This window comes from Claveliimonas monacensis, from assembly GCF_014982975.1.
In the GTDB taxonomy this organism is placed as follows: Bacteria; Bacillota; Clostridia; order Lachnospirales; family Lachnospiraceae; genus Claveliimonas; species Claveliimonas monacensis.
Genome location: NZ_JADCKL010000001.1, coordinates 1 through 21,304 on the forward strand (window position 1 = coordinate 1; position 21,304 = coordinate 21,304).

16 protein-coding genes are annotated in these 21,304 nt (G+C 55.3%); 14 read left to right on the forward strand and 2 right to left on the reverse strand.

What is annotated here, in order from left to right; all coding sequences use genetic code 11:
- The 6 genes from INF30_RS00005 to tsf form a co-directional block, all read left to right on the forward strand.
- Window positions 1–496: group II intron maturase-specific domain-containing protein (locus tag INF30_RS00005; protein ID WP_311135982.1), on the forward strand; the 496-nt coding region annotated here is incomplete at its 5' end.
- Window positions 497–929: 433 nt separating this feature from the next.
- On the forward strand, window positions 930–1,406 hold the full coding sequence (locus INF30_RS00010) for a hypothetical protein (RefSeq protein ID WP_226393830.1): 477 nt from the start codon (window positions 930–932) through the stop codon (window positions 1,404–1,406).
- A 150-nt stretch (window positions 1,407–1,556) separates the two neighbouring features.
- A complete protein-coding gene (locus tag INF30_RS00015) occupies window positions 1,557–2,384 on the forward strand; it encodes an ABC transporter ATP-binding protein (protein ID WP_226393831.1) in 828 nt (275 codons plus the stop codon).
- Between the two features lie 2 nt (window positions 2,385–2,386).
- Window positions 2,387–2,872 (forward strand): hypothetical protein, encoded by a 486-nt coding sequence (locus tag INF30_RS00020; RefSeq protein WP_226393832.1) that lies wholly within the window; start codon window positions 2,387–2,389, stop codon window positions 2,870–2,872.
- Between the two features lie 193 nt (window positions 2,873–3,065).
- The gene (rpsB, locus tag INF30_RS00025; RefSeq protein ID WP_157888426.1) at window positions 3,066–3,836 is read left to right on the forward strand and encodes a 30S ribosomal protein S2; all 771 of its coding nucleotides are present in this window, start codon (window positions 3,066–3,068) and stop codon (window positions 3,834–3,836) included.
- A 66-nt stretch (window positions 3,837–3,902) separates the two neighbouring features.
- A complete protein-coding gene (tsf, locus tag INF30_RS00030; RefSeq protein ID WP_076778007.1) occupies window positions 3,903–4,823 on the forward strand; it encodes a translation elongation factor Ts in 921 nt (306 codons plus the stop codon).
- A 271-nt stretch (window positions 4,824–5,094) separates the two neighbouring features.
- Here tsf and INF30_RS00035 read toward each other — a convergent pair whose 3' ends face one another.
- Window positions 5,095–6,477, reverse strand: coding sequence for a methyltransferase domain-containing protein (locus tag INF30_RS00035; RefSeq protein WP_226393833.1), 1,383 nt, complete (start codon window positions 6,475–6,477; stop codon window positions 5,095–5,097).
- A 254-nt stretch (window positions 6,478–6,731) separates the two neighbouring features.
- On the opposite strand from INF30_RS00035, the gene INF30_RS00040 reads away from it, so the two are divergent.
- From INF30_RS00040 to INF30_RS00065, 4 genes are all read left to right on the forward strand, one after another.
- Window positions 6,732–9,428, forward strand: a complete 2,697-nt coding sequence (locus tag INF30_RS00040; RefSeq protein WP_226393834.1) for a DEAD/DEAH box helicase family protein — start codon at window positions 6,732–6,734, stop codon at window positions 9,426–9,428.
- Between the two features lie 30 nt (window positions 9,429–9,458).
- On the forward strand, window positions 9,459–11,594 hold the full coding sequence (locus INF30_RS14695; protein ID WP_311135983.1) for an ATP-binding protein: 2,136 nt from the start codon (window positions 9,459–9,461) through the stop codon (window positions 11,592–11,594).
- Between the two features lie 102 nt (window positions 11,595–11,696).
- Window positions 11,697–12,338, forward strand: coding sequence for a hypothetical protein (locus tag INF30_RS00060; protein WP_226393835.1), 642 nt, complete (start codon window positions 11,697–11,699; stop codon window positions 12,336–12,338).
- Between the two features lie 32 nt (window positions 12,339–12,370).
- The gene (locus INF30_RS00065; RefSeq protein WP_138303487.1) at window positions 12,371–12,541 is read left to right on the forward strand and encodes a helix-turn-helix domain-containing protein; all 171 of its coding nucleotides are present in this window, start codon (window positions 12,371–12,373) and stop codon (window positions 12,539–12,541) included.
- A 183-nt stretch (window positions 12,542–12,724) separates the two neighbouring features.
- Here the strand turns inward: INF30_RS00065 and INF30_RS00070 are convergent, their stop codons facing one another.
- On the reverse strand, window positions 12,725–16,450 hold the full coding sequence (locus tag INF30_RS00070) for a choice-of-anchor I family protein (RefSeq protein ID WP_226393836.1): 3,726 nt from the start codon (window positions 16,448–16,450) through the stop codon (window positions 12,725–12,727).
- 275 nt (window positions 16,451–16,725) lie between these two features.
- Between INF30_RS00070 and INF30_RS00075 the strand changes: the two genes are divergently transcribed.
- The 4 genes from INF30_RS00075 to INF30_RS00090 are packed head-to-tail and all read left to right on the forward strand — an operon-like array spanning window position 16,726 to window position 21,299.
- Entirely contained in the window at window positions 16,726–18,351 is a 1,626-nt protein-coding gene (locus INF30_RS00075) for a VWA domain-containing protein (RefSeq protein ID WP_226393837.1), read from the forward strand.
- 4 nt (window positions 18,352–18,355) lie between these two features.
- Window positions 18,356–19,042, forward strand: coding sequence for a 5-bromo-4-chloroindolyl phosphate hydrolysis family protein (locus INF30_RS00080; RefSeq protein ID WP_226393838.1), 687 nt, complete (start codon window positions 18,356–18,358; stop codon window positions 19,040–19,042).
- Window positions 19,043–19,045: 3 nt separating this feature from the next.
- Entirely contained in the window at window positions 19,046–20,134 is a 1,089-nt protein-coding gene (locus INF30_RS00085; protein ID WP_226393839.1) for a substrate-binding domain-containing protein, read from the forward strand.
- A gap of 37 nt (window positions 20,135–20,171) precedes the next feature.
- Entirely contained in the window at window positions 20,172–21,299 is a 1,128-nt protein-coding gene (locus INF30_RS00090) for a toxic anion resistance protein (protein WP_226393840.1), read from the forward strand.
- Window positions 21,300–21,304: the final 5 nt, after the last annotated feature.

Genomic DNA, 21,304 nt, shown 5'->3' on the forward strand with positions numbered 1-21,304 from the left:
AAGACCGATGAAGCTGAAGTATCTTGGCTTCGGGTTCTACAAGGACAGCAGGACGAAGGAATGGAAATGCAGACCCCATCAGGAATCTGTGAAGAAGTTCAAGGACAGATTGAAAGGATTGACCTGTAGAAAAATGCCGGGAACAGTCACGGGCAAGATTGAGAAAATCAATCAGGTAACAAGAGGATGGATTAACTACTATGCCCTTGGTTCCATGAAAACAGTAATGACAGAAATAGACGCACATTTAAGAACAAGACTCAGAGTTATCATCTGGAAACAGTGGAAGGTACCAGGAAAGCGACAATGGGGATTGCAGAAACTGGGAGTTGGAAAAGACCTTGCAAGACTGACAGCGTATTGTGGAGACCGCTATTATTGGGTAGCAACGAAGACATGCGTTGTCAGGGCAATCTCTAAAGATGTATTAACTAAAGCAGGGCTTGTAAGCTGTCTTGACTATTACAATGAGCGCCATGCTTTGAAGTTATGTTGAACCGCCGTATGCCGAACGGCATGTACGGTGGTGTGAGAGGGGAGAGAAAATCTCCCCTACTCGATCGATACGCCCGGAGGAGTTCCGGACATGCTTTTCCCCGTATATTGCATTCTGCGTCTTCATCCAGTACAATGGAGGAGTATTTTGACTGTTGCGGAAAATGGCAAGAGTGATGACAAAGGAGAACAGACTATGGAAGAGCTTTTGAGGGAGGTTTTATCCGGCAGCCGGATGCTCCACTTTGAGGGGACCAAAAAGGACGAGGCACCTCTGGTGGAGGCGGCGGGCCGGGACGCAGGATATGTGGAAGATGAGGGAGCCCTGTATGAAAAGATGACAGTGAGGAAATATCTGAAGTTTTTCGCGGGGCTGTCGGGCACGGAGAAGAGGGTGCGCTCCGCGGTGGAGCAGATGCATCTTTCGGAGCTGCTTGGGAAAAGGCTTTGCGCTGTCCAAGGCAGGGGCCTGTCTTGTGGTGGGAGAGCTCATGGCTGTGGTGGTGTTTCTGATCGCGGGGGCAGATATGTCGCTCCTGCCGGAGTACCTGCTGGTCCATCTGGCCGGGGTGACGGCCCTTCTGCCCTGGGGCTTCCTGACCGGTGTGTACGCGAAGGACCAGAACAGCGTAAATGTGTATGCGGCCGTCAGTGTGGTGGCTGTCTATGTGGCTCCGGTCTTTTCCTACTGGAACGTGGCATTTGGAAGGCTAGCAGAGTTCCTGCCCACCGGCATCCTGGGCGTGGTCCTGAAGAAGCTGCAGCCCATGGAGGGCTTTATGGATGTGTCCCTGGTCTGGGGAGGGGCCGTGTGCGCGGTCTGGTTCCTGGCAGGAATCGCTTCCCTCTTTGTGATCCGGAAAAAGAGACCTTTTTTCCCCACCCTGGAGGCCGGGACGCGTCAGAGATAAGAAATAAAAAAGTGACTTTTGGAGGTGAGGCATTGCAGGTCTCACCCCTTTTTTTGCTCCGTTCATCCTCTGACAGGCTCCATTTACCGGGAAAATAAGGTGAAAATCCAGAGAAACGGTAAGATAGGAGCTGTAAGGAGGACGAAAGCCATGACAAACATCGTAAAAGCAGATCAACTGACAAAGACCTTTGGAAATGTAAAGGCGCTGGATCACTGTGATCTGGAGATCAAAAAAGGAGAGATATTCGGATATCTGGGACCCTCCGGCGCGGGAAAGACAACCACTATTAAGCTCCTCACCGGGCAGCTCCACAGCGACAGCGGGGAGGTGACGGTACTGGGGAAGGACCCGTTTTCTCCGGATATAAAAAAGAAAATAGGCATTATGAGCGACATGAGCGGCCTGTATGAGAAGATGACGGTCTATGAGAACCTGGACCTGTTTGCGGATATTTACGGGATCAGGGACAAAAAGGAAAAAATACGGAGGACGCTGGAGGCGGTGGAGCTCCTGGACGCTGCCAAAAAGAAGGTGGAGAAGCTCTCCAGGGGCATGAAGCAGAGGCTGGTCTTCGCAAGGACCATCCTCCACGATCCGGGCCTTCTCTTTCTGGATGAGCCCACGGCCAACCTTGACCCGGCTACGGCGGACGAGATACGGGATCTCATAAGAAGGCTGAACCGGGAGGGGGCCACCGTCTTTCTCACCACCCACAACATGGAGGAGGCGGATGAGCTCTGTCACAGAGTGGCCCTTCTGAACAAGGGGAGCATCGTGGAGAGCGGCTCGCCGGAGGAGCTGAAATACTCACACAAAAGGGTGGTCATCACCACGAAGGAGGGGAAAAGGGAAGTGCCCCTTGAAAGAGAAGCCCTGCTGGAGTCCCTGGGGCAGGCCGGAGAGGTCCTCATGATCCACTCCGAGGAGCCCAGTCTCCGGGACGTATTTCTTACACTGACAAAGGAGGAGCAATAGCTATGAGCGGAAAGATTATTTTTACGTTACTGAAAAAGGACTTGAAGGGGTTCCTGGCCTCCAAACTGCTGGTCTGCCTTCTGATGACGCTCCTGGACGCGGCGGCCGTGTTCTTCATCACAGGGGGCGATATGAAGGATTTCCCGGTCTACACAGGGGCTGTACTGCTGGCTTCAGCGGGCCTGTGCTTCCTGGGGGCGCTGGCGGGACTTCTGGCCAGGGACCAGGCGTCAGCGGGGACCATCGGGGCGCCCCTCATGCTGCTGACCATGCTGCCTCCTCTTTTCGGGGGACTGAATGAGACGCTGGAGAAGGTGTCTGTAGCTGTGCCCACCACCTCCTTTCAGACGATCTACAATGGAGTGACTCAAGATCAGGAGCTGCTGGCAAAGAACAATCTCATCGCCCTGGGCGTGTGCGCCCTGTGGATCGGGGCCGGGTACATCCTGTTCAACCTCTTCTACCAGAGAAAGGGCATTGACTGCTGATAAATCCTGCAAAACAGCGGCACAAAATGAGGAGAAGTGCTTGCAACAGGGCAGGTTTTATGATAATATATGACCGTTGCAAAAAAACACGCATATGTCTGCCCGCACCGGTGCCTAAGCTTTTTTAAGGAAAAGACGGTCATGCGGGAAATGAAATGTGCGGAAGAAAGAAAACCAAATGGAGGAAAGAAACATGAGTGTTATTTCAATGAAACAGCTTTTAGAAGCAGGTGTTCACTTTGGACATCAGACAAGAAGATGGAACCCTAAGATGGCTCCCTACATCTACACAGAGAGAAACGGTATCTACATCATCGACCTGCAGAAATCCGTTGGAAAAGTAGATGAGGCTTACCAGGCAGTATCCGATATCGCGGCAGAGGGCGGCACGATCCTGTTCGTAGGAACAAAGAAACAGGCTCAGGACGCTATCAAGACAGAGGCAGAGCGCTGCGGTATGTTCTATGTAAATGAGAGATGGCTCGGCGGAATGCTGACAAACTTCAAGACCATCAAGAGCCGTGTGGCACGTCTGAAAGAGATCGAGGCAATGGCTGAGGACGGAACATTTGATGTTCTTCCTAAGAAAGAAGTTATCAAGCTGAAAAAAGAGTGGGAGAAGCTGGAGAAGAACCTTGGCGGCATCAAAGAGATGAAGAGACTGCCGGATGCGATCTTCATCGTTGACCCGAAGAAAGAGAGAATCTGTGTGCAGGAGGCTCATACACTGGGAATCCCGCTGATCGGTATCGCTGACACAAACTGCGATCCTGAGGAGCTTGACTATGTGATCCCGGGAAATGACGACGCTATCCGCGCTGTAAAACTGATCGTTTCCAAGATGGCAGACGCTGTTGTTGAGGCGAACCAGGGCGCTGCTGAGTACAGTGAGGAAGAGTACGCAGAGGGCGAGGAAGCTTACGACGAGACAGCAGAGGAAGCTGAGGAGACAGTGGAGGCCTAAGCTCCGGACAGAGGCGTACAGACCGGTAATTCGTATATATTCGTATATAATATGGAGGAAAATAAAATGGCAGTTACAGCTAGTATGGTAAAAGAGTTGAGAGAGCTTACAGGCGCAGGCATGATGGACTGCAAGAAAGCCCTCAGCGAGACAAACGGAGATATGGACGCAGCAATCGAGTACCTGAGAAAGAACGGCGAGGCAAAGGCTGTTAAGAAAGCCGGAAGAATCGCTGCAGAAGGTCTTGTTATGGCTGAAGTAAAAGATGATAAGACAGCAGCTATCGTAGAGGTTAACTCTGAGACTGACTTCGTTGCAAAGAACGCTGAGTTCCAGGGATTTGTTAAGGCAGTTACAGAGCAGGCTCTGGCAACAGAGGCAAAAGATATGGACGCTTTCATGGCAGAGGCATGGAACGAAGACGCTTCCAAGACTGTTCAGGACGCTCTGACAGAGAAGATCTCTGTTATCGGCGAGAAGCTGAGCATCAGAAGATTTGAGAAGATCGTTTCCGACGGATGCATCGTTGCATACATCCACGGTGGCGGACGTATTGGTGTTCTTGTAGAGGCTGAGACAGACGTGATCAACGACGAGATCAAAGCTTGTCTGAAGAACGTAGCTATGCAGGTAGCAGCTATGTCTCCGAAGTATGTGTCCAGAGACGAAGTTTCTCAGGAGTTCATGGATCACGAGAAAGAGATCCTGCTTGCACAGGCTAAGACAGAGAATCCGGATAAGCCGGAGAACATCATCGAGAAGATGATTATCGGACGTCTCAACAAAGAGATGAAAGAGATCTGTCTGTTAGACCAGGTATACGTACAGGACAGCGATCTGACAGTTGCCAAGTATGTGGCAAAAGTTGCTAAAGAGAACGGTGCAAACATGACAGTTAAGAAGTTTGTACGTTTTGAGACAGGCGAAGGAATCGAGAAGAAAGTAGACGACTTCGCGGCAGAGGTTGCAGCTCAGGCTGGAATGTAATCTCATAACCACAAAGGTGTCTGAAGCCCTTGAAAATCCCGTAAAACGGGCGTTTTCAAGGGCTTTTTTATGCTGAACTATCTTTATAATCTGTTTCTTCGCCTTTCTTCCCAACTTCTTCAAAGATAATAGTGAAAGAATCTCAATATCTCATCCTTGTATAAAAACGATAAAATTATCCCCCCCCCATATCCATCCATAAATCCTGGATTATACTCCTCTTGCGGAAGCAAAGAAACACTTTTTTTATTCTTTGCTCAACGGGCATGTCTTACTTCCTGGCAACGGCGATGTAGTCATACTCGCAGTACCAGAAGTTGCGCTCGTAAAACTGCTGCTCGAAAAGATCCAGTGCCTCCTGCATCCACTCGAAGTCATTTTTACATTGAATATTATAGGGATCCTTCTCGTAGGCTTTCCGAAAATAGTCGCTGCGATAGGAAAAACTTTCGTGGAAGAGGTCATCCCGGTCGTCATAGTCCATATTGCTGAGATCTTTTATATTGCTGAAAATATGGATGTCGTGATAGCCGGTATCGAAGAGTTGGGTGTAAAGTTTCCGGCCGTTAAGACGGTCAGAGACACCGTGGGCAGTCAGACTCTTCTCTATGATCTGATCCATCAGATCGCTGCCCGGATAGCACAGCTTGCTCCCGTCATCAGATCCCCGGAGGATCACGTAGCCGTCATCTGCAAGAAATCTGCGAAGTCGGTGAAGAACCTTGCCTGGATTTTTTAAATGGTGAAGCGTGAGAGCCGAGAAAATAATGTCGAATTTTCGGATTCCGTATCTTTCCATCATATCTTTAAGCAGTTGTGTAAAATTTTCGTCTTCCAGATCCATGACCTCAAAAGCCATTTTAGGATTATCATGGAGCTGGCGCGCTTTTTCAATGACAAGGGGGTTGTTGTCTATTCCCAGTATCAGATCTGTCCATCCGGCATTCCCGAAGCGGTCTTCCGCCACATACCCGTAAGCGCAGCCGGCATCCAGGATCACAGAATGTTCGCGCAAGGCTCCCTGGCTTTTGAGATACTCAAGAGCAATTCTGTCAGAAGAGGCGGAATTTCCGGCTTGTATGCGGAGCCGGTCTGCCTCGTTCCGATATGTGGATGAGTAGATGGACTTATGACTTTTTCTGGTTTTGGTATCAGACGGCGTTTTCCCGGCGCGGAGATCGGGCTGTTCCGGCTGATTTGCGGGTGAACTCAGTTTTTCAAGGACCTTTTTTGTGAAAGCGCAGAAAGCGGAGATGTCCATGCGCTGTATGTCGCAGTTCTGGTAGCTGCGAAGTGCGCGCGGGAGGGCGTGGGGAGAGATTCCGTCGGTGTATGTGATGATCTCCGCGTCTTTTTTTATGTCATTCAGGATGTCAGTGTGAAAGCTTTCCCATTCATATTTGATCCATCTGGATTCGATGTAGGACGGATCGGTGCTGATGAGGAGCAGTATTTTTGCGGTGTCGAGGGCGTGATCGATAGAGCGCTTGTAAACGCTCTCTCCCAGTTTCAGAAGCGTGATGTTGCTGTAAAAAGCAGATATGCCCATCAGGCAGAATTCTCGATATATCTGTTCCGCAATCTGGGCGTCTCTTGTCTGACTGCCATCAGAGGTACTGTTTTTAAAAGATATAAATATGTCAAATTTATTCATCTTATGCATGCTCCTTTTGTATGCGGCTTGCTGTTTCCAGGCGGTATCCGGTCAGTCCTGTATGTTCCTGAAGTTACTGGATTTATAATAAGTATACTGCCGTATGGAGGAGGGAGGCAAGTGAAATTGTGAGAAACTCCTGTGAGCGGCAGGGATATGCTGATTGAAGGATGACCGGGCCATTGACTTTTCCTCCAAATCCATATAGAGTGGACTTGTAGCATGACACAGACAGCACAAGGGGAAAATGAGAAATGAAAAACATATACGAGGATACACTGCAGTTCAGGGGAAGCTGGAGAGACTACCAGGACAGGGTCCTGCAGAATTCCCAGAAATATCTGGCGGACGGGAAGCTGCATATCGTGGCGGCACCCGGGTCCGGGAAGACGACCCTGGGCATTGAGCTGCTCCGGCGGCTGGGAGAGCCATGCCTGATCCTGTCTCCCAGCATCACCATCCGGCAGCAGTGGCTGGAGAGGATCATGGAAGGTTTTCTGCTGCCGGGGAGGGAGCCGGAGGAGCTTTTGTCCAATGACCTGAGACATATGAAGTGTATCACCGCCATTACCTACCAGGCCCTGTACAGCGCCATGAAGCATTACCAGGGGCAGTTAAGTGACGGCGACGATGAGTCGGAGGAGGATGAAAGGGAGTCCGAGGCAGTGGATTTCCGCGATTTTGACATTTTCGACGCAGTGAAGGCTGCGGGAATTAAGACCATCTGCCTGGATGAGGCGCATCACCTGAGGAGCGAGTGGTGGAAAGCTCTGGAAACATTTATGAAAGAGCTGAAGGGAATGACTGTCATTGCCCTTACAGCCACACCTCCCTACGACAGCACGCCGGGGCAGTGGAAGCGGTACATCGACCTGTGCGGCCCCATCGACGAGGAGATCTTTACGCCGGAGCTGGTAAGAGAGGGAAGCCTGTGTCCCCACGAGGACTACATTTATTTCAACTGGCCCTCCAGGGAGGAGCTGGCTGAGATCGAGGCCTACCAGAAGAAAGAGAGGGAAATCTGGGAAAAGCTGCTGACGGGAAGCAGATTTACGGAAATGATCGCCACTCACAGGGGACTTAGAAACCCGGAGGAGTACAGCGAAAAATTTCTGGACGATCCCAAGTACTTTTCGGCCCTTCTGATCTTCTGCCAGGCCCAGGATATCCCCTTTCCCTCCTATCTGCGGGAGCTGATCGGCACAGAGGGAAAGCTGCCAAAGCTGACTCCCGAATGGCTGGACGCGCTGCTGCAGGGGTTCCTGTATGACGATGCGCAGTCCTACGAAGTGACGGAAGGGGAGAGGGAGGAGCTCCTGAAGGAGCTGAAAGAGGCGGGCTGTGTGTACCGGAAGAAAGTCTCCCTCACCCACAGGGATGCCATGCAGAAGCTCCTGGTCAAGAGCAGGGGAAAGATGGAGAGCATCAGAAGGATCGTGGAGGCGGAGCATCAGTCGCTTGGGGAAGAGCTGCGGCTTCTGATCCTGTGCGACTATATCAAGAAGGACAAGCTGCCCCTTGTAGGGACAGACCAGACACTGGCGGCCGAGATAGGAGCCGTGCCGATTTTCGAATATCTGAGGAGAGAGGCCGGGGAAGGGATCCGTCTGGGATGCCTGAGCGGCAGCGTGATACTGGTCCCTGTGGACACGAAAGAAAAGCTGGAGATCCTTTTGCAGGAGAAGGGCTGCCAGGGCACTCTGTCCCCTGTCCGGGACACCGGCTACGGCCAGCTTAAAGTGAAGGGGAAAAATACCCATGTGGTGGCGGTCATCACAGAGCTGTTCCGGCAGGGGCAGATCAATACACTGGTGGGGACCAAATCCCTCCTGGGGGAGGGGTGGGACGCCCCCTGCATCAACTCGCTTATCCTGGCTACCTATGTGGGCTCCTTCATGCTCAGCAACCAGATGCGGGGCCGCACCATCCGGACGGACCGGGATCACCCGGAGAAGACAGGCAATATCTGGCATCTTGCCTGTATCTTTCCGCAGAAATCCGGGAAGACAAAGCACCCGGACCTCTCCGGGGATTACGAGATGCTCAAAAGAAGATTTGAGTCATTTCTCGGCGTCTCATGGAAGGACAATGTGATAGAGAGCGGCATGGAGCGGCTTGCCATTCCGGAGTTTGACACAAAGGAGAAGATGGAGAAAGTAAACCAGATGATGCTGCGGCGGGCGGCGGACAGGGATGGCCTGAGAGCCCGGTGGCAGGAGTCGCTGCGGGAGATCCACGGCGGCATGGAGGTCCAGCAGGTGGAGGCGGTCCCCAGGGAGGAGGAAAAGACCGGCTTTCTCTTTTTCAATGCACTGTGGTACGAGATTTTCAGCGTGGTCCTGGCGGTGATGGCCGGGATGGGGCGCATGTTTGTGGAGGCGGCTTATGGAACCAGATCCGCTCTGGCGGCGGCCCTTGGCCTTCTGATGCTGGCCGCCTGCGTCCTGGTGGCCAGGTACGGGATCAGGCTGGCCCGCTTCAGCACGCCGGAGCGGCGGATGAGGCGGCTCAGCCAGGCGGTGGCCGACGCCCTGGCGGAGACCGGAGAGCTGGAAGACCCGCAGCACTGCCGGGCTCAGGTGGAGTCTGTGGAGGGCATGCTCATCGGGACATGGCTCAAGGGCGGCACCATGCGGGATAAAACCACCTTTGCGGCCTGCATGGAAGAGATCTGGGGCGTCATCGACAATCCCAGATACCTGCTGATGCGGGAGAAGAGAAGGGGGCGGGGGGAAGAATATTACAGCGTCCCGGAAATTTTCGGCAGACAGAAAGAGCGGGCCCTGGTCTTTGAGAAACATATGCGCAGGGTGCTTGGACGGTACCGGGTTGTCTACACCCGTACGCCGGAGGGCAGGAAGATCCTGCTTCGGGCCCGGACCAGGTCTTTTGTAAACAAAAATCAGAGCGCTCTGCAGGGCCGGAAAGTGGCAAAGGGAAAATACGAATGATCAGTAAGAAATCATGCAAGGAGAGGACAGATGTATAAAATCCTGATCGTGGAGGATGACAGAGGACTGAACCAGGGCATCACCCTGGCTCTTGAAAGGGAGGACACAGCTTTTTTGCAGGCTCATGCTGCCGGTGAGGCCAGGGAGATACTTGGGAGGGAGCAGGTGGACATGGCTCTGCTGGATGTGAACCTGCCGGACGGCAGCGGGTACGACCTTTTAAAAGAAATCCGCAGCCACTCGAAGATCCCGGTGCTCCTCATCACGGCCAATGACCTGGAAAGCGACGAGATCACCGGTTTTTCCCTGGGGGCGGACGACTATATCACCAAGCCCTTCGGGCTTATGGCCCTGCGGGCCAGGGTGGACCGGATGCGGCTTCGCACAGGTGGTGAGCCGGAGAGTAAAAAAGACGACTATGCGGACAGCAGGTACCATTTTCAGTTTGAGGAGATGCGGTTCTACGTGGACGGGCAGGAGATCGTCTTAAGTAAGATCGAGCAGAAGCTCCTTCGGTTTTTCGTGCGGAACCCGGGGCAGACCCTTACAAGGGAGCGGCTGGAGGAGATGCTGGATGGCGCCATGGACGGCACATTTGAGGAGGACCATTACGATGAGACGGAACTGTCCCGCCTGGAGTCCAGGTGGAAACAGTATATCGCCTCCACACAGAGAGCCCTGGAGGAGACGCGGCGGGAGCGGGAGGACATGAAGGCCCTTGTGTCCGACATCTCCCACCAGACGAAGACGCCCCTTGCCAACATCCTCCTCTACGGGGAGCTGCTGGAGGAGAAGGCATCGGACGGGGAGGAGCGCAGGCTGGCACGGCAGATACTGGGGCAGACAAAGAAGCTGGCATTTCTCATCCAGGCCCTTGTAAAAATGTCCCGCCTGGAGTTCGGTATCCTGGAGATCCAGCCCGTGAAGCAGAGCCTTAGGCCCCTGCTGGAAGGGGTGGCGGAGACCTTCGGACCCGGGGCCGGGGAAAAGGACATGACCCTGGAGTGCGTCCTGCCTCCGGAGGAGGTCCTGTGCCGGTACGACAGAAAGTGGACCGGGGAGGCGCTGGGCAATGTGGTGGACAATGCCATCAAGTATTCTCCTGCCGGTTCCCGGGTGAGGATCCGTGTCCGGGAGTTTGAATTCTACGTCTGCATCCAGGTGGAAGACCAGGGACCGGGCATCCCGGAGGAGGAGAGGGCCCGGATCTTTGGCAGGTTCTGCCGGGGCGGGCAGGTGCAGCAGGAGGAGGGCGTGGGCATCGGCCTCTACCTGGCAAGACAGATCCTGGAGCGGCAGGACGGCTATATCAGGGTCAGCTCCCGGGAGGGGGAGGGAAGCTGCTTTGGGCTTTACGCTATCAGGGAAAAGCTGGCCACAGGGAAGTATGTGCTGGGTCAGGTGGACACGGACGACAACGGGAATGTGGAGGAGGACCGGCTCCGCTATCACGCCGGGGACGCCATCACTCTTGTCGCGCCGGACGGGCAGAGGAGACAGTTTGAGATCCTCTCTCTTGTGAAGGAGAATTACTACGGGCTGACCACCAGGAAGGGAGAAGCCTTTTCCTTCTACACCGCGGCAGATGTGTCTAAGGAGATGGCCTCGCCGGAGTGTCTCATGAGCTATCTCTTTGATGTTGAGGACGACAGGGAGGATGACTTTGCCGGATTTATTGATACCTACACGACCTCTCAGGAGCCTCTGATGAACTATGAGTCCAGGCAGAGATATACCAACGAGTTCTCCAGCATGACCGGGCTTATCACCCTTGTGGGAGGCGTCCTCACCACTGTGGTGGGCGTCATCGGCGTCCTGAACTTTGTCAACTCCATCCTCACCGGCATTGTCACCAGGAAGCGGGAGCTGGCCATGATGGAGGCCATCGGTATGACGAGGCGGCAGCTGGCGCGGATGCTCATGCTGGAGGGAGTATGCTACGCCGGGTTTACCATCCTTGCCTCCCTGGCAGCGGGCTGTATCCTGTCCCTGACCCTTGTGCGGGCTCTGTCGGAGGGACTGTGGTTCATGGACTACCATTTTGTCATATGGCCCATGCTGCTGGTGTTCCCGATACTGCTTCTTTTGGGCGTCGTCGTGCCATATCTGGCCTGGCTTCCCCAGAGAAAGGAGAGCGTGGTCAGCGTCATCAGCCGGGAGGCGTAGACGGGATCTTTTTTAAGTGTTGAAAAATCTTTCCGAAAGTTTTATGATAGAGAAAGACAATGTGCAGCAGACTCTGACAGGATGAAGAGAGGAGAACGGGAAATGGGCTTTTGGAAGAAGATAGCAGATGAGCTCAAAGAGGGGTTCGACATCGGCACAAGACTTGCGCAGATTAATAATAAGATGCAGAAAGCCGGGACCACGGCCGTCCTGACGGACGAGGAGAGACAGTTTTATCTTGCCAACGAGAAGATGTCCCCGGAGGAGTACCTGGCAAAATATCAGGAAAAGCAGGCGCGCATAGCGGAAAAGCAGAGGATCAGCGCGCTGAAACAACAGGAGACCCAGTACCACATCGGGGGCCTGAACTTCAGAAAAGGAGGAAACGGGCTCTACTACTTCGGGGACGTATTTGTGGAGAACGCCGCCTGCTGGGCCCTGGTCAGCTTTATATGGGGAGGCCCGCATTATGAGACGTTCACAACGACGACGGGCACGACCCGCCCCAAGGGAAAACTGACAGGCGCTATCATCGGCGGGGCCGTCGCTGGCTTTGACGGCGCTTTTGTGGGGGCGCTGAACGGGACCCACAGGCACACAGACCTGAAGACGACAGTGCAGCAGGTGGAGAAGGACACGGTGGCCTACCTTGTGTTTGAGTCTGTGCGCACGGGAGAGCGGGTGCAGAAGCAGATCCGCTGCAACACGAAGATCGCAGGTCAGGTGGGAAAACTGATGGGGTAGATGTCCCGCGACGCAAGTAGGAGGGCCGCCAGGTGAGCAGCATATGGAAGTACAAATATTTTGTGGATGTGATCGAGAGCAAGAGCTTTACAAAAGCCGGAAATATGAACTATGTCTCCCAGACTGCCATCAGCCAGAACATCTCCTCCCTACAGCTGCAGCGTGCAGAAGGAGGCGGAGAAACGGCTGGAGAAGGACTGTGAGATACGGATGTACTATCCCACCAGCTGTGACAAGAAAAACGTACACAGGTTCATGAAGATGTTAAAGGAGAAGATGGAGAGCTGAATAGACAGGCACAGAGCAAAGAGACAAAGATATGGCATGTCCCGGGTGGGACATGCCATCAACTTTGTCTGCCCTGTCCTATGAAAGGCGTTTGCTTTTTACTGTGCTTTTCTGCGGCGGATCACGATGACAGCAGTGGCAGAACCTGCTGCTGCCAGTGCCAGCAGCAGATACAGTGTGTAATTGCTGCTGTCTCCGGTCCTTGCCGCTTTCTTTCCGGAAGTGCTCTGCCCGCCTGCCTGGCTATCGGCTGTGCCGGGCTTTTGATCCTCGCCGTCTGTCCCTGGTTTCTGCCCGTCATCCGGGTTCTGGTCATCGCCGTCTCCGGGCTTTTGTCCGTCATCCGGGTTTTCTGTGCCGGGATCATAGGCTGTGTTGGCGGAAGCACCGTAGACGGCGACTGTGCCGGACACCTCGCATGCAGCCACCAGATAAGCGTTTCCGTCCCAGCTCTCGCCTGCCGGGATGAAGCACAGTCCTTCCGGCGAGTTGTCGCCTGCGATATCCTCGCTGTAGTCTCTGGAATTGATGTAGTTTGCAAAGCTGATGTGTGCCGGATCTGTGATGTCGTAGACCATCACGCCGCCGACTCTCTCAAGCCCCACGAACGCATAGGTTTTCTCCCCGACAGTTCCCAGTGTCACGCTCTCGGACTCGGGTCCCTTCTTTCCGGAGCGGTCATCGATCGACTTATCGTCGTTGGAGCAGTTGAAGTTCTCCGGTACATAGATCGCTGTCTTTGCCTCGAAGTCGCTGCCGCTGTCAAACACCTCGGTCAGGCCGTTTCCGTCCGCCTTGTATACGGTGAAGGAGCGTCCGCCGAAGAGGTAATCCAGATTTGTATCCAGCCCATCGTAATCACTGCTGTCGAAGAATACCACCTTCCCTGTCAGGCCGCTGTTCTTTGCCGTGATCTTTCCTGTCGGGGAGGTCTGGCCGTCCTTGAAATCTCTCTCGTCTTCGTTGAGATAGTCGCCCCACTCTCTGGAGTCCCCCTCGTTTGCCGTTACAACATAGTCCGTGCCGTCCACAGAGTAAAGCGCAATGCTGTCCGGCATGCGGATACCCCGCAGGGATTCGTAGGTCTTCGGATTATAAGCCTCATCTTTTTTATCAATGTCAACTGCTACAGTGCTGTAGTCTTCATAGCCTGCGGAGTAGATGCCTGTCACTTTCAGGCTGTTCAGGTCGATGGCTGCGATGGCGTTGGCCTCCTGCAGCGTCACGTATGCCGTGCTGTTTCCCGCTGCTATATACTCCGGCTCCAGGTCTTTGGACGGAACAGATCCCTTCTTCAGCACGATCCCCGCATCTGTGAGAGCCTGTCTTGCCTCCGCACTGTCATATGCCTCAAATCCGACGTTCACTGCCTTGCCGTCCGCAAGAGAGATCACCGTTACGGTTCCTGCCGGATCTGTCGCGTCTCCTTCGTATCCTTTCCTCGGCTCGCCCTCGTTCGCCGTCAGCACCCTGCTGTCATCCGGCGTAAATGTCACCATATCCGGCTGGGTGCCTGTCTCATAGGCTTTTTCAAATGTAAGGGTTCCGTCCTCATTGCAGGTGAAGAGCGCCACGCGGCCGCTGTCCGCATATCCTTCGGCCTGGATCGCAGCCGCAAGCTTTGTACCGTCAGCGGAGACCGCCACGGAAGTCATGTCACCGTATGTAAAGCCCTCGCACTCTGCCTCGATCATGGATTTTACATCGATGTCATTGCCGTCCAGCAGATCCACGGTCTCACCTGATGCCAGTGTCTTCATGGGGATGGCGGTCAGATTGCCGGTCTGTCCGTTGACAGCGTAGGCCCATCCGGTTGCCGTATTGTAGTCCACGATCTCCATGACACCGCCGTCCGCGTTGGACATCCCTGCGTCATAGCGGGCTTCCTGGGTCAGGTTCAGGGATGCGGAAGTCTTTCCGTTCTCGGCGCCTGCCGTTTTTGCTCCGCCGTCTGCGTTCTTCGTCACGCTGAAGGAGTCGATGAGCTCGCTGTCCGGAGAGGCGCTGTCTCCGGCAAGATTGTATACATTGACGGAAATCTCATTCCCTGTCACATCGAATACAGCGTAGCTGGGGCTGTACTCCTGGTTCCACTCCTGGTTGCCGATGGGGAGCTTGCCCTTCAGATATTCCTGGGAACCTGTCGTTCCGTCCGCAAGGACCGGATAGTCCGCATTGTTCGCTTTGTCGACGGAAGCGAAGGGAGTGTAGTACTGCATGTCGGAGCAGCAGTTGCCGGTCAGGTAGATGGTGCCGTCCGGATCGTGATAGCTGTCCAGGCGCTCCGCATTCCGCTGGCCATCCTTGAGCACGTAGCTTCTGGAGTAGACGTGGTCGTGTCCGCCCAGGACAAAATCTACGTCAAACTCGTCCATCACCTTTTCGAAGCCCGCGTCCACGTAGTTCTCAATGTCAGAGTCCGCCGCATGCTTGGCCACGGTCTGGGTGGATTTGTGATGCGTTACGATCAGCCACTGATACTGGCCCGCGTATTCGCTGACGGCTGCGTTCATGGTGGTGCGGAAGTTGTCCACCATGGCCTCAGCCTCGGAGTTATCTTTGGCTGCGCTGGGCACGCTGGCGTTTCCTGCATTCTCCTCATCATTCCCTCCCGGATAAGCGCCTGTGTTCAGGGTGACGAAGAGCACATTGTCATAGAGATAATAGTAGTTGCCCTTTGTCTCCATCTCCCGGCGCTCCGCAAAGTCATACTGCCCCTCTGCATTTGGGGTTACGCCGTTGGACTCGGAGCCGTTTGCGATCTCATCCGCCGTCGCCTGGATATAGTTGCCGTGGCTCTGGCTTGTGCCGTTGTTCTGTCCCCGGAACGTGGTCTTTACCTGGGCGAGCGCGCCGTTCTCATCCACGCCTGCCACAGACATTTCGTTGGGCAGATTGAAGTGGTCCTCGAACATGTAATGGCGGTCGTGGTTGCCCACTGCCGGCGCATAAGCGATGGACGACATCTCCTCCGGGGCGAAGAAGGCGGCGTACTCGCTGGATTTGCCCCAGCTCTGATCCTCCACCTGGTCCCCGGCGGATACTACAAGGCTGACGCCCTCAGAGGCCAGTTTCTCCATCATGGCTGCCCAGCCGGTCTGGTTCGTGTTATCTGCCGGCTGCCAGCCCGCACCGTCGGTGCTGCCGTTCTCCTTGATCTGCGGGTCGCTGGTGAAGCCGAACCGGAAGCTGCCGGCTGCCGGCGTGGTGTAGGTGTGCGCTTCGGACCAGCTCTGTCCGCTGTCATAGGAAATCTGATACGTATATTCGGTGCCTGCAGTCAGCCCTGTAATCGTAGCCTCGCAGACCATTTTGCCGGTATCTGTGTACTTGCCGGTATCCAGCTTTGTGGGCGCTGTAAGCTCGCGAACAGTGGCTTCAACAGTTTTATCACCGAATTTTACCTGTGCCTTTTCTGTCCCATCCGGCGCATACCAGTTCAGGTTCACGGAAGTGCTGGTCTCCCCCGGCTGGAGCGTCAGGTATTCTACCGTGTTGCCGCTATTTGCGGCCGGTGTCTGGAGTGTATTTGCGCCTGTGGCTGGAGAGGCTGTAGTCTCCTGTGTACGTTCTGTTCTTTCTTCAGGAACGGTCTCGTCTGCTTCGGATGTTTCCGCATCCATGCCTTCGGTTTCCGCCGCGTCCTGTGCGGTGCTGCCGTTTTCCGCTGCCTCCGCATCTGTCTTGGCGGTCTCCGCGTCCGGGGTGACGGTCTCGTCTGTCTGGACATTCTCCTCGGCCAGGGCGGATACGGGAGCACCCTGTGCGCAGAGCATGGCCGCTGCCAGTGTGATGGCGGCGCCTTTGTGCCATTTTCTTCTCATAGAATTCTTTCCTCCTTTTTTCGGATACAAAATTTCCAAAGTTACTATACAGGACAAATATTAAGTCGGGATGAGAGTTTGCGAAAAAATGCGTAAACTCCAGGTAAATCCATGCGCGGATGTAGAAATCCTACATGAGGAGCCGCGCTCTTAACAGGGAATTTACGTAGATTTTACCCGGAGTTGATAGAGCAAATGCGCAAAATGAAGGAAAATAGAGACAGAAGGATCAAACAGCGGCATGTGCCGCGCAGGTCGAAGAAAGGAATTGTCTTATGAGGAAAAGAAAATTTGGAACAGCTCTGACCTTATTCCTGGCTTTTGCTCTCCTGCTCACAGGATGCGCGGGCTCGCCGGGTGAGGCGAAGACGGAAGAGAAGGAGCGGGATGCGTCCGCTGAGATCATGAAGGCGGACGGGACGATCCGCATCCTGTCCGGCTCGGAGAACGAGGAGCTGGAGGCGGTGATAGACGAGTGCAGCCAGGCAACTGGCGTGGAGATCGAGATAGACTACAAGGGCTCTGTAGATATCATGCGGGCTCTGGAGAGCGGCGCAGAAGAGTATGACGCCGTCTGGCCGGCCAGCAGTATCTGGCTGTCCATGGGGGATGTGGACCACCTGGTGAAGCACAGTCAGTCCATCTCCATGACGCCGGTGGTCTTCGGCATCCGGGATAGCCTGGCGGAGGAGCTGGGATTTAAGGGGAAAGACGTCTCTGTGAAAGACATCCTGGCCGCCATACAGGGTGGAAAGATGAGCTTCTGTATGACGAGCGCCACCCAGTCCAACTCCGGGGCCAGCGCCTACATAGGTTTCCTGTACGCGCTTCTGGGCAAGCAGGAGGGCATGACGGCGGAAGACCTTCAGGGGGAGCAGCTACGGGCTGACATCACGGAACTTCTTGGCGGCGTGGAGCGCAGCTCAGGCAGCTCCGACTGGCTGAAGGACCTGTTCCTCAAGGAGGACTACGACGCCATGGTCAACTACGAGTGCCTGATCATCGACGCCAACCGGCAGCTGGAGAGCGAGGGAAAGGAGCCGCTCTATATCGTCTACCCCTACGACGGCCTGTCCATCGCGGACTCGCCCCTGGGGTATGTGGATCACGGGGACAGCCAGAAGGAGGAGGCCTTCCAGGCTGTGCAGCAGTATCTGCTGTCGAAGGAGGCCCAGAGTGAGATCGAGGCGACCGGCCGGCGCATCAGCGCGAACGGCGTCTCGGATGAGAATAAGGAGGTTTTTAACGAAGAGTGGGGCGTTGACACGGAGCGGATCCTCTCGCCCATCCAGATGCCGGACGCAGACGTGCTGATGGAGGCGCTGAACCTGTACCAGACAAGCTTTAAGAAGCCCTCCCTCAACATCTACTGTCTGGATTTCTCCGGCAGCATGGAGGGGACCGGGGAGGCTCAGCTCAAAGACGCCATGTCCCAGATCCTGCTGCAGGAAAATGCCAGCAGGAATTTCCTGCAGGCGAATGCGGGGGAGGTCAACGAGGTGATCTTCTTTGACAACACGATCCTGGATATAGAGCGGGCGGCGGACGACTCCGACGAGGCTCTGGCGCAGCTCTACCAGAAGGTGGCGGACTTCCAGATCGCAGGCGGCACGGATATCTACAACGCGGCGGCGCAGGCTCTGGCTGAGGCGTCGTCCTACGACCTGGAAAAGTATACGCCTGCCATCATCCTGATGACGGACGGCGTGTCAGACTACAATTACCAGACGTTCCAGGAGGCCTGGGATATTCTCGGGATCGATGTGCCGGTGTTCTCCATCACCTTCGGGACGGCGGACCCCACGCAGCTGGAAGAACTGGCAGAGGCGACGGGAGGCCGCGTCTTTGACGGGACGCAGGATCTGACAGAGGCATTCCGCAGTGTGAAAGGATATAACTAGTACTATGAAAGATAAATGGAAAGAAATCGTAAGCATCGCTGTCTCCGCCATTCTGGCGCTTGTGCTTTTCGCCGTGCTCCTCGTGGGGCTTGGGTGGAACATGCTTCTGTGTATGGGGCTCTCCCTTGTGTCCTACGCCGGGTTCCTCCTGGTGCTGCGCCCGGTGAGGCGGATCGGGCGGATCGATATCGAGAAGCTGGGGAACGGGGAGGTGCTCCATGAAAGGCTGCAGGAGGCGGGGCGCGATTACCGGCGGATGCGGGAGGCGGCGGACAGGATCCAGGCGCCGGGCCTGCGCCAGTCCGCGTCCGAACTGATCGACATTGCGGGAAACATCCTGAAATTCCTGACCGACAACCCGAGGAAGATCCCGTCCGCCAGACGCTACATCGACTACTACCAGGAGACGGCGGCCAACGTGCTGGAGAACTATGTGGAGCTCCAGGACACCAGGCTCCTCACTGACGAGTCGGAGAAGATCTTTCAGAACACAGCGGAGGCGGTCCTGACGCTCAAGGACGCCTTCCGGATGCAGTTCCAGAAACTGATGCAGAACGAACTGATGGATATGGAGGCTGACCTGAACCTGCTCAGGCAGACGCTCCGCTCGGAGGGGTACGAGGTGCGGCAGGAGGAGGGCCGTGATAAGGGAAGGGACGGCCAGGGAAACGAAAAGGAGACAGGAGTGTAGTACATGAGGAAGAAGATCATAGGACTTGTTTTGCTGATCTGCGTGATGGCGGCTGTGGGAGGCATCTACCTCCTGACGGGCGGTTCGGGGGACGGCAAAGAGAAGGAAACAGGGAAGACAAAGCCAAAGACAGCGGTATCCGGCTATGTGGGGGGCGAGAAGATCGGGTTCCTGGAAGATGAGGAGGTGCTGTCCATCCTGGGAGAGAAATACGGACTGGAGGTGGACTACTCCAAGGCGGGCTCCCTCGACATGATGACAGCGGACCTGGAGGGGAGAAATTATCTCTTCCCGTCCAGCAGCATCGCGCTTGAGTACTATGAGGAGCTCCACGGCAGCCCGGTCCAGAGCGAGATCCTCCTCAACACGCCCATTGTCCTCTACACCCATAAGATGGTGCTGGATGCCTTTGACAGCCAGGGGCTGATCACGAAGGACGGGGACGTGAACTACATCGACATGGCAAAGCTGGTGGAGCTGATCCAGAATGATACGGCCTGGGCGGACATCGGCGTGCCGGAGCTGTACGGTACAGTCTCGGTGGACACCACAGACCCGGCCCGCTCCAACTCGGGCAATATGTTTGCGGCCCTTCTGGCGGATGTGCTGAACGGGGGGCAGACGCTGACCCCGGAGAAGGTGGACGAGATCCTGCCTCAGCTCCAGACAATCTTCGGAAAGCTTGGATACATGGAGACCTCCTCCTCAGATCTGTTCAGCCAGTTCCTGCGGATGGGCGTGGGAGCCACTCCCATTGCGGCGGGGTACGAGAGCCAGATCATCGAGTACGCCATGCTGCATCCGGAAGAGTATGAGTCGGTCCGGGACGACATCGTCGTGCTCTACCCGGCTCCTACCGTGTGGTCCGCCCATGTGCTGATCGCTCTGGACGATGCGGGGAAGACCCTGATCCGGGGGCTGCAGGATGAAGAGGTGCAGAAGCTGGCGTGGGAAAAGCACGGTTTCCGCACGGGAAACTATGAGATATCGGACAAGGAGCTCGGCGTGCCGGGCATCGCTGACAATATCACCCAGGTGGCGCAGGTACCCTCCTACGATGTGATGCGCCGGATCATAGACGGGCTCCGGTAAAGGACCCGGCGAAAATAACAGAAAGGAAAGAATGGCTATGGCAGAGATAACCCTGGATATGTTGAGAAAGCAGAGAGGACAGGCGGAGGATGCACCGGCGGAGGAGACGCCGGCCGCCCTGAAGGAGCAGATCACTTCACTCACGCCGGAGGAGAGGCGCAAGGTGGAGGAGCTGAAGGAGCAGATCGACTTGACGGACTCCCAGATGCTGATGCAGTACGGCGCCGGGGCGAAGCAGAACATCGCGGATTTCTCCGAGAATATCCTGAATAACGTCCGCGCAAAGGACACAGGATATGTGGGAGAGCTGATGACCGGGCTCATCGCCAATGTGGAGGGACTGGACTTTGACTCCCTGGAGAAAGAGGGCGGGATCATGGGCCTTTTTAAGAAGGCGGAGTCCAAGGTGAAGAAATTCCTCATGCAGTACGAGAAGCTGGAAGTCCAGGTGGACAGGATCGAGGGCAAACTGGAGGAGGCCCGGATGGAGATGCTCAAAGACATTGGCATGCTGGACGCCATGTATGAGAAAAACCTGTCCTACTTCCGGCAGCTTCAGCTCTACATCGCGGCAGGAGAAGAGAAACTGCGGGAACTGCGGGAGCAGACGCTCCCCTCCCTGCGGGCCGAGGCCGAGAGGAGCGGCGATCCCATGAACGCCCAGATCGTCCGGGATTTTGAGGACACGGTGAACCAGTTTGAGAAGAAGATCCACGACCTGAAGACGAGCCGTACCATCGCCATCCAGACGGCTCCCCAGCTCCGGCTCGTGCAGAACAATGACAAGCTTCTGGCTGACAAGATCCAGACGGCGATCCAGGAGACTATCCCTTTGTGGAAGAGCCAGATGGTCATGGCGCTGGGGCTGTACCGGCAGCAGGAGGCCCTGAAGCTGCAGCGGAATATCACGGACACGACGAACCAGCTCCTTTTGCAGAACTCGGAGAAGCTCAGGCAGAATACCCTGGACGTGGCGAGGGAGTCGGAGCGGAGCATCGTGGATATCGCGACGCTGAAGAAGGCGAACGAGAACCTGATCAGCACCATGAGCGAGGCGGTCCGCATCCAGCAGGAGGGCCGCAGGAAACGGCAGGAGGCGGAGGCCGAGCTGGAGAAGCTGGAGCGCGACATACGGGCTTCGCTTCTTGGAACATCCCGGAGCTGATGTAA